At 69.2% G+C, this 12,719-nt stretch carries 12 protein-coding genes; 4 read left to right on the forward strand and 8 right to left on the reverse strand.

The features are described 5' to 3' along the window. The first annotated feature begins 4 nt into the window (after positions 1-4). Together ACWF82_RS09775 and ACWF82_RS09780 are read left to right on the forward strand one after the other, a co-directional pair. Entirely contained in the window at positions 5-976 is a 972-nt protein-coding gene (locus ACWF82_RS09775; RefSeq protein ID WP_452499768.1) for a beta-xylosidase, read from the forward strand. Further along, positions 963-2,051, forward strand: a complete 1,089-nt coding sequence (locus tag ACWF82_RS09780; protein ID WP_452499769.1) for a glycosyltransferase family 4 protein — start codon at positions 963-965, stop codon at positions 2,049-2,051. The genes ACWF82_RS09775 and ACWF82_RS09780 overlap by 14 nt, the downstream gene beginning before the upstream one ends. On the opposite strand, the gene ACWF82_RS09785 is transcribed toward ACWF82_RS09780, so the two are convergent. Next, positions 2,041-3,138 (reverse strand): class I SAM-dependent methyltransferase, encoded by a 1,098-nt coding sequence (locus tag ACWF82_RS09785; RefSeq protein ID WP_452499771.1) that lies wholly within the window; start codon positions 3,136-3,138, stop codon positions 2,041-2,043. The genes ACWF82_RS09780 and ACWF82_RS09785 overlap by 11 nt on opposite strands. A 14-nt stretch (positions 3,139-3,152) precedes the next feature. Here ACWF82_RS09785 and rfbC point away from each other — a divergent pair, with 14 nt between their 5' ends. Then, positions 3,153-3,716: a dTDP-4-dehydrorhamnose 3,5-epimerase gene (rfbC, locus tag ACWF82_RS09790; RefSeq protein ID WP_452499773.1), complete on the forward strand. Its 564-nt coding sequence runs from the start codon at positions 3,153-3,155 to the stop codon at positions 3,714-3,716. Here the strand turns inward: rfbC and ACWF82_RS09795 are convergent. From ACWF82_RS09795 to ACWF82_RS09810, 4 genes are read right to left on the reverse strand one after another with little or no spacing between them, the layout of a single operon-like run. Further along, positions 3,694-4,728 carry an NAD-dependent epimerase/dehydratase family protein gene (locus tag ACWF82_RS09795; RefSeq protein WP_452500048.1) on the reverse strand — a complete coding sequence of 345 codons (1,035 nt, stop codon included), beginning with the start codon at positions 4,726-4,728 and terminating at the stop codon, positions 3,694-3,696. The genes rfbC and ACWF82_RS09795 overlap by 23 nt on opposite strands. A 2-nt stretch (positions 4,729-4,730) precedes the next feature. Beyond that, a complete protein-coding gene (locus tag ACWF82_RS09800) occupies positions 4,731-5,381 on the reverse strand; it encodes a PIG-L deacetylase family protein (protein WP_452500050.1) in 651 nt (216 codons plus the stop codon). Further along, positions 5,378-6,154, reverse strand: coding sequence for a glycosyltransferase family protein (locus tag ACWF82_RS09805; RefSeq protein WP_189034294.1), 777 nt, complete (start codon positions 6,152-6,154; stop codon positions 5,378-5,380). The genes ACWF82_RS09800 and ACWF82_RS09805 overlap by 4 nt, the downstream gene beginning before the upstream one ends. Continuing rightward, a complete protein-coding gene (locus ACWF82_RS09810) occupies positions 6,151-7,422 on the reverse strand; it encodes a methyltransferase domain-containing protein (RefSeq protein WP_452499775.1) in 1,272 nt (423 codons plus the stop codon). Before ACWF82_RS09810 ends, ACWF82_RS09805 begins: the two co-directional genes overlap by 4 nt. A 486-nt stretch (positions 7,423-7,908) precedes the next feature. Here ACWF82_RS09810 and ACWF82_RS09815 point away from each other — a divergent pair, with 486 nt between their 5' ends. Continuing rightward, positions 7,909-9,408 (forward strand): sugar transferase, encoded by a 1,500-nt coding sequence (locus tag ACWF82_RS09815; protein ID WP_452499776.1) that lies wholly within the window; start codon positions 7,909-7,911, stop codon positions 9,406-9,408. Positions 9,409-9,449: 41 nt separating this feature from the next. Here ACWF82_RS09815 and ACWF82_RS09820 read toward each other — a convergent pair whose 3' ends face one another. The 3 genes from ACWF82_RS09820 to ACWF82_RS09830 are packed head-to-tail and all read right to left on the reverse strand — an operon-like array spanning position 9,450 to position 12,664. After that, positions 9,450-11,081: an ABC transporter permease gene (locus ACWF82_RS09820; protein WP_452499778.1), complete on the reverse strand. Its 1,632-nt coding sequence runs from the start codon at positions 11,079-11,081 to the stop codon at positions 9,450-9,452. Continuing rightward, positions 11,078-12,013 (reverse strand): ABC transporter ATP-binding protein, encoded by a 936-nt coding sequence (locus ACWF82_RS09825; protein WP_452499780.1) that lies wholly within the window; start codon positions 12,011-12,013, stop codon positions 11,078-11,080. Before ACWF82_RS09825 ends, ACWF82_RS09820 begins: the two co-directional genes overlap by 4 nt. 3 nt (positions 12,014-12,016) lie before the next feature. Next, positions 12,017-12,664: a TetR family transcriptional regulator gene (locus tag ACWF82_RS09830; protein WP_452499782.1), complete on the reverse strand. Its 648-nt coding sequence runs from the start codon at positions 12,662-12,664 to the stop codon at positions 12,017-12,019. Between the last annotated feature and the right edge of the window lie 55 nt (positions 12,665-12,719).

The raw sequence follows: 12,719 nt of genomic DNA on the forward strand, positions 1-12,719 counted from the left end.
CACCGTGATCCGATCAGGTCTGGGAATCTCCGGCGGCCACTCCTGGCTCCAGCTCAGCGCCGAAGAACTGGATCGGCAGATGGGTCTGGTCGCCGCGACCGGCGCCACCTGGGTCCGCATCGATATCGACTGGTCGGTGATCGAACCCGTTCGCGGAAAACAAGATTGGTCGGCGACCGACCGCGCGGTACGGGCGGCACGGGCACACGATCTGTCGGTGCTGGCGATCCTCACCTACGCACCGGCCTGGGCAGGCCCCCACGGTGGTGTCGGCGGCAGCAAAGCCGCCCCGCAACCGGTGCTGTTCGGCCGGTTCGTCGGTGACGCCGTCGAGCACTACAAGAACCAGATCGCACACTGGGAGATCTGGAACGAACCCAACGTCACGGCGTTCTTCGCGCCGCGCCCCGATGTCGCCACCTACGCCCATCTGCTGCGCCAGGCCGCCCAGGCGGTGCGCGCGCGGCAGCCGCACGGGCAGGTCCTCGTCGGCGGGTTGGCGCCCGCGGCCGACAACGGCCAGGACATCTCGCCGACGTCGTTCGTCGAGGACCTCTACGAACTCGGCGCCGACGCCGACTTCGACGCGATCGCCGTGCACCCGTACTCCTACCCCGAGCTGCCGGACTCGCAGAGCTGGTACAACGCGTTCGGGAACCTGATGCGGATCCGGCGGATCATGGACTCCCACCACGACACCACCATGCAGTTGTGGCCCACCGAGTTCGGTGCGCCGACCGGAACCGGTGCGCGGGCTGTCAGCGAGGACGTGCAGGCCAGGATCATCGAGCAGGGACTCGGTCTGGTCACCGCGATCCACGATGTCGGACCCGTTTTCGTCTACTCCCTTGTCGATGCCGGTCCCGACAGCAACGATCTCGAACAGAACTTCGGGATGCTGCGACGTGACTACACCGAAAAGCCGGCCGTGACCGTGCTGCGCACTCATGCCGAGGTGTTGCGTGCCGGTCGATAGCGGGGTGCGGGAGCTGGTGTTCGTCGCCCACACCGCGCAGGCCTCCGGCGCCGAGAAGGTCATGCTCGATGTCGTCGAAGTGGCTGTGGCGCGTGGCTACCGGGTGCGGGTGGTCTGCCCGGCAGGTCCGCTCAGCGCCCGGCTGCCCGACTCGGTCGGCCACCTCCCGATCCGGGAACTCGGGTTGACCGGTCAGCAGGGCGCGGCGCGCGTCCAGGCCGCGCTGGTCATGCTGTGGCGGTGGGTTCAGGCCGCGATCGTGCTGCGTAAGGTGTCGCGTGGCGGCAGCGTGGAGCTGGTGGTCAACTCGACCATGGCCCTGCCCGCGGTGGCACTGTCGGTGCCGCGCCGCCGGTCGACGGTCTGGCTGGTGCACGACATTCTGGCCAGCCGACGGCAATTCGTGGTCGCCAGGATGGGGCGCCGGGCCGTCGGCCGGGCCGTCGCGGTCTCCGGGCGCGCGGCCGCGCCGGTGCGGGCGCTGGGATTCGACGTGGATGTCGCGTGGCTGGGGGTGGAGTGGCCGGTCGAGGCCGCCCCGATCGTGGAGCGCAGGCCCCCGGTGATCGGCATACTCGGCGTGATCACGGCGTGGAAAGGCCATCACGTGCTGCTGGCCGCCGCCGCCGAACTGCCCGAGGTAAGTATCGAGATCGCGGGTACCGCCCTGCCGGGTGACGAACCGTATCTGGCCGCACTGCGAGAGCGGGCGGCTCGCCCCGATCTGGCGGGCCGGGTTCGCTTCCTCGGGCACGTCGACCCGCTGGTGACCGTGCGCGGATGGGACGTGCTGGTATCGGCGAGTGTGCTGCCCGAAGCGGGCCCGCTGGTGGTGCTCGAGGCGATGAGCCTGGGTGTTCCCGTGGTGGCCACCGACCATGGCGGCCATGTCACCGACGATGTCGCGCTGTGCGTTGCCCCCGATGATCCGGTCGCGCTGGGCGAGGCACTGCGCCGGCTCGTGCACGACCCGCGGCTGCGGGCGCGGCTACGGGAAGCGGGCCGCGCGCATATCGCCACCCGTCACGACCGGTCCCGCACCCTGCCCCGCATGGTCGATGCGCTCATGCCGTAGGTGCCGTCGGCCCGGCAGGGTCGTCGACGAACCAGCGGCCCTCGAGCTCGGGGAGCCGGGTGCGCACTTCGGTGAGCAGATCGGGCAGGGTCAGCAGGACGGCGCCGGGGTCGGCGGCGACGAGTTCGGCGGGGGAGATGATGGGCACATCGGTGCCCGGCATCCGGCAGCCCTGTTTGGCGGGAGAGGCGTCGGCGACACCGGCGAGCAGGCCGCGTCGCGCGCCCGCCATGGACAGCAGGGCGACGGCGCGGGACGCGGCGCCATAGGCATACACCCGAGTGCCTTGTGCGGCAGCGATTTCCAGCCATTCACGAAGTGCGTGAACGTGCTTGTCGACGACGTGCTGCAGGTCGGGCGTCGACCCGACGAGCACCTGGGCTTCGGCGGCCAGCACCCGCTCGACAGCCGGAGCGGAGGCGTGCTCACCGTGGCGGGCGGCCAAGAGCACAGTGCCGCCGTAGAGTTCGAACTCCCACGCGGTCACCACACTCATCCCCGCCGCGCGCAGCAGAGCTTGCAGCGTCGCCAGTGAGTAGTACGCGAAATGCCCGTGCCGCAACGCATTCCACTGTCCCTGCCGGACGATGGCGGCCAGCGAGTGGTATTGCACCAGCAGCACGCCGTCCGGGGCAGTCGCGGCGGCGCGCGCGGCGAACGCGGCCCGCTGATCGGGCTCGTGCATGATGCCGAAACAATCGAGAACCACCTCCGCCGCACCCTCGGTCCGCTCGGTGAAGCCGTGCTCGGTGAGCAACGGGAGCCAGGTGCCGCCGTGCGGGCTGCCGAACTCGGTCACCGTCGGCCCGTGCAGCAGGCCGGCCGTGTGCACCAGCCGCACGGCAGCCGCCGCCTGATCGCGCAGCGCCTGCGGTTCGATGCCGCGTGGTTCGGCGGTGACGGTGTCGTCGTCGGCCAGCTGAGCCAGCCCGCATCCCACGCACTGGTCCATCCGCAGCGGATGACCGGTCTCCGTCGGATCGACGGGGCTGTTGTGCGGTGGGAAGTGATCGGCAGCGGGGACAGTGCCCAGGTCGAGGACGGTAGTGAGCGCGGAATTTCCGCAGCCGCGGCACCGGCGAGTCATGGCAGGATGTCCTCGTGCGTATCGAGCGGGCCGAGCTGGCCGACGTGGTGGTGCTCGTTCCCGAGCCGTTCCGAGACGAGCGTGGTCTGTTCACCCGGACCTTCGACGCCGGGGAATTCGACGCCCACCTCGGGAGGGAGGGCGCCGCCGCGGCATTCGTGCAGGACTCGCAGTCGCGATCCAGGCGAGGAGTGATTCGCGGCATGCACGGACGTGGTGGCCGTGGGGAGGCGAAACTGGTGCGCTGCGCACGCGGTGCGGTGCATGACGTGCTCGTCGACATCCGGCCCGGCTCGCCGACTTTCGGTGCGCGCCAAGGGTTCCGGCTCGACGACGAGCACTTCCACCACCTGTACGTGCCGCCCGGGTTCCTGCACGGATTCCAGGCGCTCACCGAGGTCGCCGACGTCTGCTACCGCATCGACCGCCCGCACGACCCGGCCGAGGACCTCGGGGTCGCCTACGACGACCCCGACCTGGCCATCGCCTGGCCGCTGCCCGCAGGCATCGTCTCGGCGCGTGACGCGCAGGCGGGCAGCTGGGCGCAGCTGCGCGCTACGCTGGCGCCGGCGCACTGATCCGGCGCAGCCGCGCGTCGATTTCACCCGCGTCGCACAGCCCCTGCAGATGCGGCAACCGGGTGAACCGGCGGAAGAACGCGTCGGAGGTGAGCCCGCGTGCGGTGTATTCGGTGCACAGTTCCTCGGCGCCCGCGGGCACCGTCCAGCGCGCCTCGAAGCCGAGAACCTTACGCGCGGAAGAGAAATCGACGCGATACGAGCGGGGATCGGCACCACTCTCGCCGGTGATCAGCAGTCGCGAACCCGGCACCGCGTCCACCACCGCGGCGGCGATCTCGGCGACGGTCAGATTGTTGACCTCGGTGCCGATATTGAACGCGCGGCAGGAGATGTCGGCGGCGGGCGCGGTCAGGCAGGTGGCGAAGGCGATCGCGATGTCCTCGGCATGCACCAGCGGGCGCCACGGCGTGCCGTCGGAGAGCACCTTCACCTCACCGGTGAGTACCGCGTAGCCGACCAGGTTGTTGAGCACGATATCGGCGCGCAGCCGCGGGGAGAAGCCGAAAGCCGTGGCGTTGCGCAGGAATACCGGGATGAAATCGGCATCGGCCAGGGCGGCGACATCGTCCTCGACACGCACCTTGCTCTGCGCGTACGGGGTGATCGGGCGCAACGGCGCGTCCTCGGTGACCAGTTCGGCGCCCGCGGCGCCGTACACCGAGCAGGTCGAGGCGTAGAGGAAGCGGCGCACCCCGGCCTCCTTGGCGAGACGGGCCAGCCGCACCGACGCGTGATGGTTGATGTCGTAGGTGATCTCGGGAGCCAGCGCGCCCAGCGGATCGTTGGACAGCGCGGCCAGGTGGATCACCGCGTCGAAGCCGCGCAACTGCTCGACGGTGACCTCGCGCAGATCGACCGCCAATCCCGTGGGGTCACCGGCGAACTCGCCGAGCAGGCAGTCGGCGAAGTAGCCGATGTCCAGACCGGTGACCTCATGGCCGGCCGCCCGCAGCACCGGCACCATCACGGTGCCGAGATAACCCTGGTGCCCGGTGACCAGTACCCGCATGTTCACGTCTGTTCCCATCTGATGATCGCCTTGTCGAGCACGAACGCCTCGGCATAGGGCGCGTGGCACTGCACACCACGCATCCGGGCCAGACCGAGGAAGGCCTGCTCGTCGAACCAGTCGCGGCCTGTCTGTGACGGATAGTGCTCGTGCAGCAGCCGCGACTTGCGCTGCGCGAGTTCCGGAGTGAGCGGGTGGTACAGGGTGGGTGCCGGGGTGTCGGTCTCCCACTTGAGGATTTCGTAGCCGAGGATCAGGTGGTCACGGAACTCGGTCGGCACGAGTTCGGCCAGCAACCGGTGGTCCTGGTGGGCGTCACCGCGATGCGGGGCGAACACCACCTCGGGTTCGCCGCCGCGCCGGAACCCGGCCAGTGCGTCCTTGATCCGGTCCCAGTGCGCGGGCGCGCGACCGTCGGGGATGTCGAGCACCTCGAGGTCGGGTTTCGTGCCGGAGCAGAACGCGGTGAGCGCCGCGCGCTCCTCGTCCGCACGCGCGGTGCCCGCCCCCGACAACACCAAGGCCCGGACCTCCATCTCGGGATCGGCGCCGGTCAGCGCCAGCAGGGTGGCGCCCATCCCGATCGCGATGTCGTCGCAGTGCGCGCCGAGCACCGCGATCCGCTTCGGCGGGCGGGTGAACAGTCCGATCACGCCGATTCCCACACCATCCACGGACGCGCACCGTCGCGGTAGGCGTCGTCGAGTTCGGCGCGCTCCTTGAACGTGTCGGCCGGCTTCCAGAAACCCAGATGCCGGTAGCCGAAAAGCCTGCCCTGCCCGGCCAGCGCATCGCACGCATCGGCGATCAGATCACCGCCGGGCGGCAGCAGATCGAAGATCTCCTGGCTCAGCACGAAGTAGCCGCCGTTCTCCCACAACGGCATTCGCGCCACCGGCATGATGTTCTTCACCTCACCGGTCTCGGAGATGTCCACACAGTGGAACGAGGACTGCGGTGGCACCACCATCATCGACGCGGCCGCACCCGAGGCGTGGAAACGTTCGATCATCGTGTCCAGCGGTGCGTCGGTGAGTACATCGGCGTAGTTGGCCAGGAAGTACTCGTCACCGTCGAGATGTTCACGCACCCGCCGCAGCCGCTCGCCGATCGCCGATTCCACCCCGGTGTCGACGAAGGTGATCGACCAGTCGCTGATATCGGTGCCGAGCAGCTGGACCTGACCGTCGCGGATGACGAAATCGTTGGACGCCGTCTCCTGATAGGTGAGGAAGAAGTTCTTGATGTGCTCGGCACCATAACCCAGGCACAGCACGAACTCCTTGTGACCGTAGTGGGCGTAGTAGCGCATCACGTGCCACAGCAGCGGGCGCGGGCCGACCAGCTGCATCGGCTTGGGCACGACGTCCTCGGAACCGCCGCGCATGCGCATGCCGTAACCGCCGCAGAACAACACGACCTTCATCGGTTCACCTTCGTTTCCATGGCACCGGCCACCACCGGGTCGCCGAGAATGTCGCCGCGGTGCAGCACCGGCAGCGGATAGACCAGTTCGCCACCCCAGTCGCCGACATGGCGCAGCTGGGCGGTGATCTCGGTTTCGAGATTCCAGGGCAGCACCAGCACCACATCCGGGCGGTCGGCATCGATGCGTTCCGGCGGATGGATCGGGATGCGGGTGCCGGGGGTGTAGCGGCCGTGCTTGTAGGGGTTGCGGTCCACGGTGTACTCGAGCAGGTCGGGCCGGATACCGCAGTAGTTGAGCAGCGTGTTGCCCTTACCCGGGGCGCCGTACCCGACGACCCGCTTGCCCGCCGCCCGGCACTCGAGCAGGAAGCGCAGCAGTTCCAGGCGCACCGATTCCGCGCGCGGTCCCAGCGCGGCGTACCCCTCGGGAACGTGCAGGCCCGCCGCCCGTTCCAGCTCGAGCACCGCCGAGACCCGCGCTGTCGGCTCCGCGACCGCGTCGGGGCGCGCCCACAGCCGGATCGAACCGCCGTGGGTGTCGAGCAGCTCCACATCGACGACGGTGAGCCCGCCCACCGCCAGCGCGCGCTGCGCGGAATGGACGGTGTAGTACTGGAAGTGCTCGTGATACACGGTGTCGAACTGGCCGAGCTGGACCAGATTCAGGGCGTGGTGCACCTCGATGCTCAGCCAGCCGTCATCGCTGAGCAATCCCCGCAGCGCTCGGGTGAAGCCGCGCAGGTCGGGGATGTGGGCGTAGACATTGTTGGCGACCACCAGGTCGGCCGGCCCGTGTTCGGCGCGCACCCGCGCGGCCGAGTCCTCGTCCAGGAACGCCGTTTCGGTGGGCACACCGGCCGTCCGCGCCGCCCTGCCCACATTGACCGACGGTTCGATGCCGAGGCAGCGGATGCCGCGCGCCACCGCGTGACGCAGCAGGTACCCGTCGTTGCTGGCCACCTCGACGACGAACGACTCCGCGTTGAGCCCCAGACGCTCGGCGGCGGTGTCGACGAAACGCTCGGCGTGGCGCACCCAGCTCTCGGAATACGAGGAGAAGTACGCGTACTCGGTGAAGGTGTCCTCGGGGGTGATCAGCGCGGGGATCTGCAACAGCAGGCAGTCCTCGCACAGTCTCAGATGCAGGGGAAACGTCGATTCCGGCAGATCGAGCTGGTCGCGGTCGAGGAAACTCTCACACGGCGGGGTGGCACCCAGGTCGAGCACACTCGTGAGCCGATCGGAATCACAGAGTCGACATTGCACGCAGGGGCCCCACCTTTTACACGATCGCGAAAACTGTCACGGCCGATGCCGGACATGCCGGAAGTCGGTCCGGCGGTCCGAGACGTTACAGCCAGACGCCGTGGGGGTGGCACTTGAAACCTCTGGGACCGATATTGATTCGTGATATGTTTCGAAGTCGGCCAGGATTTCGCCAGGTCGGCTATCCGCCGGCGTCGCCGACCATTGCTCGTCGCCGTGTGATGCCACCCACTCGGGAAAGCGATTGTCCTGCATTCATATCGAATAGCCATGGGTCTACGGTTGCCCGCCCGGCGGCTGCGGTGGTATCTGGCTAACTCTCGGATCCGTTGTACCGCTGACATTTCGGTGTGACCACCAGCAAATGGTCTGTAACAATCAGCGGGCGGGCATCGAATCGTGGGGAAGTAGGACGGTCATTTCGGCCGCGTTCGGATCAACGGGGTTCGGGAAACGGTGCGTCTCCCGAAGAAGAGGTGTGGGTTCATGAGCTTCGAGCTCACCGGTGGTGGCGAAGTCGAGGTCGCCACCGCGGCACAGGCGCTGGGCCGTGCGCGGCGTGAGAGCTGGCAGGCGGCGTTCGCGCAGCGGCTGGTCGTCACCGACACCGTCGCGGTGCTCGGCGCCGTCGTCGCCGCGCAGGCCATCCGCTTCGGTGGCCCGGCCGCGCCGCCGCTGGCCTGGCCGCTGCCCTACGAGGTCGGCTACTCGGTGGTGACCTTGGCGCTGGCGGCGGGCTGGCTGGCCCTCCTGCACGGTTACGGCACCCGCGCCCCCCAGGTGATCGGCACCGGCAGCGAGGAATTCCGCAGGCTGGTTTCGGCGACCCTGCGGTTGTTCGGCGTCCTCGCGATCCTCGCGCTGCTCTGCCGGGTCGAGGTCGCGCGAGGGTATCTCGCTATCGCGTTGCCCGCGGGCCTGCTCGCTCTCGTCGCGGGCAGGCTGGCCTGGCGGCAGCGGCTGCGGCACTGGCGGGCCGAGGGCCGGTGTCACACCGCGGTACTCGTCGTCGGTTCGCCCGAGGCCGCCCACGCGATGGCCACCGCGTTCACCGATGATCCCGGCTCCGGCTATCGCGTGGTGGGGGTGTGTGTGCCCGCGGGCTCGGGCGACGGGCGATTCGAGAGGCACGGCGGGCCGTCGGTGCTCGGCGACGACCGCTCGGTGCTCGACGCGGTGCGGCGCAGCGCGGCGGAGTCGGTCGCCGTGGCGGCCACCGACCATCTCGGCCCGGCCGAATTGCGTCGTATGGCATGGGAATTGGATCCGCTCGGGGTCGATCTCATCGTGGCGCCCGGTGTCGCCGACATCGCAGGCGTGCGGCTGACGCACCGCCTCGTCGCCGGGATGCCGATGCTGCACATCGACCGGCCGCGATACGGCCGGGCGAAGTCCAGTCGCAAGGCACTGTTCGACTTCTGTTTCGCCGCGGCGGTGCTGGTGCTCAGCGCGCCGATCCTGGTAGCCATCGCGGTCGCGGTGAAGGCGACCAGTGCGGGGCCGGTGTTCTATCTGTCCGAGCGCATCGGCCGCGACGGTGTGCCGTTCCGGATGATCAAGTTCCGCAGCATGCGCCTCGATGCCGACACCGCGGTGGACGATCTGATCGAGCAGCACGGTGGCAACCCGGTGTTCTTCAAGGTCAAGGATGATCCGCGGGTGACGCAGGTCGGGCGGTTCCTGCGCAAGTACAGCCTCGACGAGCTGCCGCAGTTCTGCAACGTGCTGCGCGGCGAGATGAGCGTGGTGGGGCCGCGGCCCCAGGTGCAGCGTGAAGTCGACAGTTATGACGGCGAGATGCGCAGGCGCTTGCTGGTGAAGCCCGGGCTCACCGGGTTGTGGCAGGTCAGCGGGCGGTCTGATCTGTCGCCGGAGGACTCGGTGCGCCTGGATCTGTCCTATGTCGAGAATTGGTCCATGGTGCTCGATGTCGCGCTGATCGCGCGGACCATCGGGGTCGTCACACGCGGGGACGGCGCCTACTAGCCGAGCGGGCCGACGCGGAACCCCGCGCCGGCCCGGTTCGCTCAGCGCAGGTCGCGGCGCCGGAAGGCCGCCAGGCCGAGGACGGTGCCCGCGATCGTGACGGCGAGAAGCCAGGCGATCGGGACGATGTCGAAGGTCGCGCCGGGCAGCTTGGGCGGGTGGACGAACGGCACCAGATCCATCAGCCACTGCGGGAACGTGCCGAGCGAACCGAGCAGCACGATCACGATCATCGCGCTCAGCACCGCCCAGGCCAGCGGCGCGTACTTCGGTACGACACCGAACAGCAGCAGGGCGATCGCGGTGACCACCCAGACCGCGGGCAGCTGCACCGCGACGGCACCGAGCGACTGACCGAGCTTGCCGACGACATCGCCATCGACGGCGCCCCACACGATCCCGATCCCGATGCCCGAGACGAGCAGAGCCACCGCGGGCCCGGCGACCGCGAACAGCAGGTGGCTCGCCGCGTACCGCACCCGGCCCACCGCCGCCGCAAGCACCGCTTCGGCACGACCCGAGTTCTCCTCCTCGTGCAGGCGCAGCACCGACGACACCGAGTACGCGGCCGCGGCCGCCGCCAGCATGGTGATCGCGTAGGCGATGAACGACTTCTCCAGGTCGTCGGAGCCGCCCAGCGCGGTGACCACGTCCCGCAGGGTGCCGCTGTCGTCGAGCATGCCGCCGATGCTGTTCACCGCGCCACCGATCAGCAGGCCGTACAGGCCGAAACCGACCGTCCAGCCGAGCATCGAGCCGCGCTGCAACCGCCAGGCCAGACCGACCGGGCCCGAGAGAGCCGGGCCCGCCGCGGCAAGGCCGGGGCGTTCGGCGAGCAGGCCCGCACCGAGGTCGCGGGTGCGTAGCAGCTGGTAGGCGAGCAGGGTCGCGCCGACGGCGACGGCGGCGAGCGGGATGAGCACCCACCAGCGTTCCTCGGCGTACGGACGGATCTGCAGGCACCAGCCCAGCGGCGAGAACCACGACAGCACACCGTTTCCGGCGTCACCCACCGCGCGCACCGCGAAGGCGGCACCCAGCGCGCCGAGCGCGACACCGCGCGCGATCCGAGCCCCGTTGCTCAGCTGGGCGGCGACCGCGGCCACGGCGGCCCACACGAAACCGGAGGCGGCCAGCGCCGCGCCCCACGCCACCGAGCCCGCCGCGGGCAGGTCGGCGGCCATCAGCGAAGCGGCGCAGGCGATTCCGGCCACCGCCGCAGCGCCGAAGGTCAGCAGCAGCGCGCCGGTGAGCCCGGCGAAACGGCCGATGCTGGTGGCGCCGACCAGTTCCGCCCGCCCGGTCTCCTCCTCGACCCTGGTGTGCCGGATCACCGTGAGCACGGCGGCGATCGCGATCATCGCGTACATCGCCCCGGCCTTCCAGGTGCCGATGGACCCGAGCGAGGAATTGAACACCGGACCGTACATGGCCAGCAGCGCGGGACTGGCCGCCGTGGTCGAGGCGAAGCTGTCCAGCTGCTGCTGGGTGGCATAGAGGTCCTTGACCGAGACGACCTGCAGCGCGGGCATCAGCCCGATCAGCAGCGACCACGCGGGCGCGATGATCCGGTCGCGCCGCAGATACAGCCGCAGCATCTGCCCGGTGCCCGCGAATTCGCTTGCGGTGCGGGTGGTTCCGACGAATCTCGGGGTGGCGGCGATGGTGGTCATGCCCGCACCTTCTCGCCGTCGACCGCCGCGCCGCTCTCGACGTGGTAGTGCCGCAGGAACAGGTCCTCGAGCGTGGGCGGTGCGCTGGTCAGGCTGCGCACGCCCGCGTCACCGAGGACGCGGATCAGCGTGCCGAGGTGCTCGGCGTCGACCTGGCAGCGCAGCGTGGAGCCGTCGACCTCGACATCGTCGACACCCGGCAGCGCGCCGACATCGCCCGGATCGCCGATCAGTTCGGCCGTGATCGCGGTGCGGCTCAGATGCCGCAGCTGGTCCAGCGAGCCGGATTCGACCGTGCGGCCTGCGCGGATGATCGTCACCCGGTCGCACAGGTGCTCGACCTCAGACAGGATGTGGCTCGACAACAGCACGGTCGCCCCGCGGGCCGCGGCTTCGCGGACGCAGTCCTGGAAGATCTGCTCCATCAGCGGGTCCAGACCCGAGGTCGGCTCGTCGAGGACGAGCAGATCCGCGTCGGCCGAGAACGCCGAGACCAGGGCGACCTTCTGCCGGTTGCCCTTGGAATAGGTGCGGGCCTTCTTGGTCGGATCCAGCTCGAAACGCTCGATCAGTTCGGCGCGCCTCGTCTGGTCGAGCCCGCCGCGCATCCGGGCGAGCAGGTCGATCGTCTCGCCGCCCGACAGCGACGGCCATAGTGTGACATCGCCTGGGACATAAGCGATCCGGTGATGCAGGGCGACCGCATCGGTCCACGGGTCGCGGCCGAACAGCGCCGCCTCGCCGCCGGAGGCGCGCAGCACGCCGAGCAGCACCCGGATCGTGGTGGACTTGCCTGCGCCGTTGGGGCCGAGGAACCCGTGGATCTCGCCGGGGCCGACTCGCAGGTCGAGCCCGTCGAGCGCGGTGAAGCGGCCGAAATTCTTTCGCAGGTCATGGACTTCGATGACCCGATCGGTGGTGTGGGAGGGCATCGTCTACTCCTCGATGAGGCTGTCGAGCAGTGTCGAATCGGTCAGCATGCCTTGGGTGTAGAGCTCGAGGGCCGGGAAGGTGATCTCGTCGGACAGGTCCCGGATCGCCTTGCGGTAGTCGAGTTTTCCCTCACGCTGGATTCGCAGCTGCAGGTAGAGGTTCATGGCTCCGACATGGCAGAGCACGATGTATCTGGCCCGGGCCGCCGGATCGCGACTCGGTTTGAGCTGGCCCGCCTCGACCGCGGTCTGCGTGTACTGCACGGCGTCGGCGATCATGTGCTCCAGCAGGGATTCCGCCAGAGCGCCGCCGGCCTGGAAGCTGCGCAGCATGTAGGCGACCAGGGGGGCGTACAGCTCGATCTCGGCCATCGCGGTGAGCATCCCGGTAGGGCCCGCGGAGCGGATGACTCGCAGCTTCTCGTCGCGAATGATCTCGAGCACACGATCGTCGCAGGCGGCGCGCAGGCCGTCCTTGGAGCCGAAGTGGTGATTCACCAGGCCGGGTGAGACTCCGGCTGCCGCGGCGATCGCCCGGACGCCGACACCGAAACCCTGCTCTCCGAACAGGTCGATCGCGGTATCGCGGATCCGGGCAGCGGTGGTCAGGTCGGGGGAGGGTCCTTGCGGTACGGGCTGTTGGCTGAACACATGTTCAATATACTAAACGACTGTTCAATCGTCGAGCAAGAGTCTGTATCGGCGA

It is taken from the genome of Nocardia sp. NPDC055053 (assembly GCF_053608285.1).

Bases quoted from the DNA above. Each gene is read 5' to 3' on its own strand.
- ACWF82_RS09785 (WP_452499771.1), bottom strand. From the start codon at position 3,138: ATGACTCGCCGGTGCCGCGGCTGCGGAAATTCCGCGCTCACTACCGTC.
- ACWF82_RS09795 (WP_452500048.1), bottom strand. From the start codon at position 4,728: ATGCGGGTACTGGTCACCGGGCACCAGGGTTATCTCGGCACCGTGATG.
- ACWF82_RS09805 (WP_189034294.1), bottom strand. From the start codon at position 6,154: ATGAAGGTCGTGTTGTTCTGCGGCGGTTACGGCATGCGCATGCGCGGC.
- ACWF82_RS09815 (WP_452499776.1), top strand. From the start codon at position 7,909: ATGAGCTTCGAGCTCACCGGTGGTGGCGAAGTCGAGGTCGCCACCGCG.
- ACWF82_RS09820 (WP_452499778.1), bottom strand. From the start codon at position 11,081: ATGACCACCATCGCCGCCACCCCGAGATTCGTCGGAACCACCCGCACC.
- ACWF82_RS09825 (WP_452499780.1), bottom strand. From the start codon at position 12,013: ATGCCCTCCCACACCACCGATCGGGTCATCGAAGTCCATGACCTGCGA.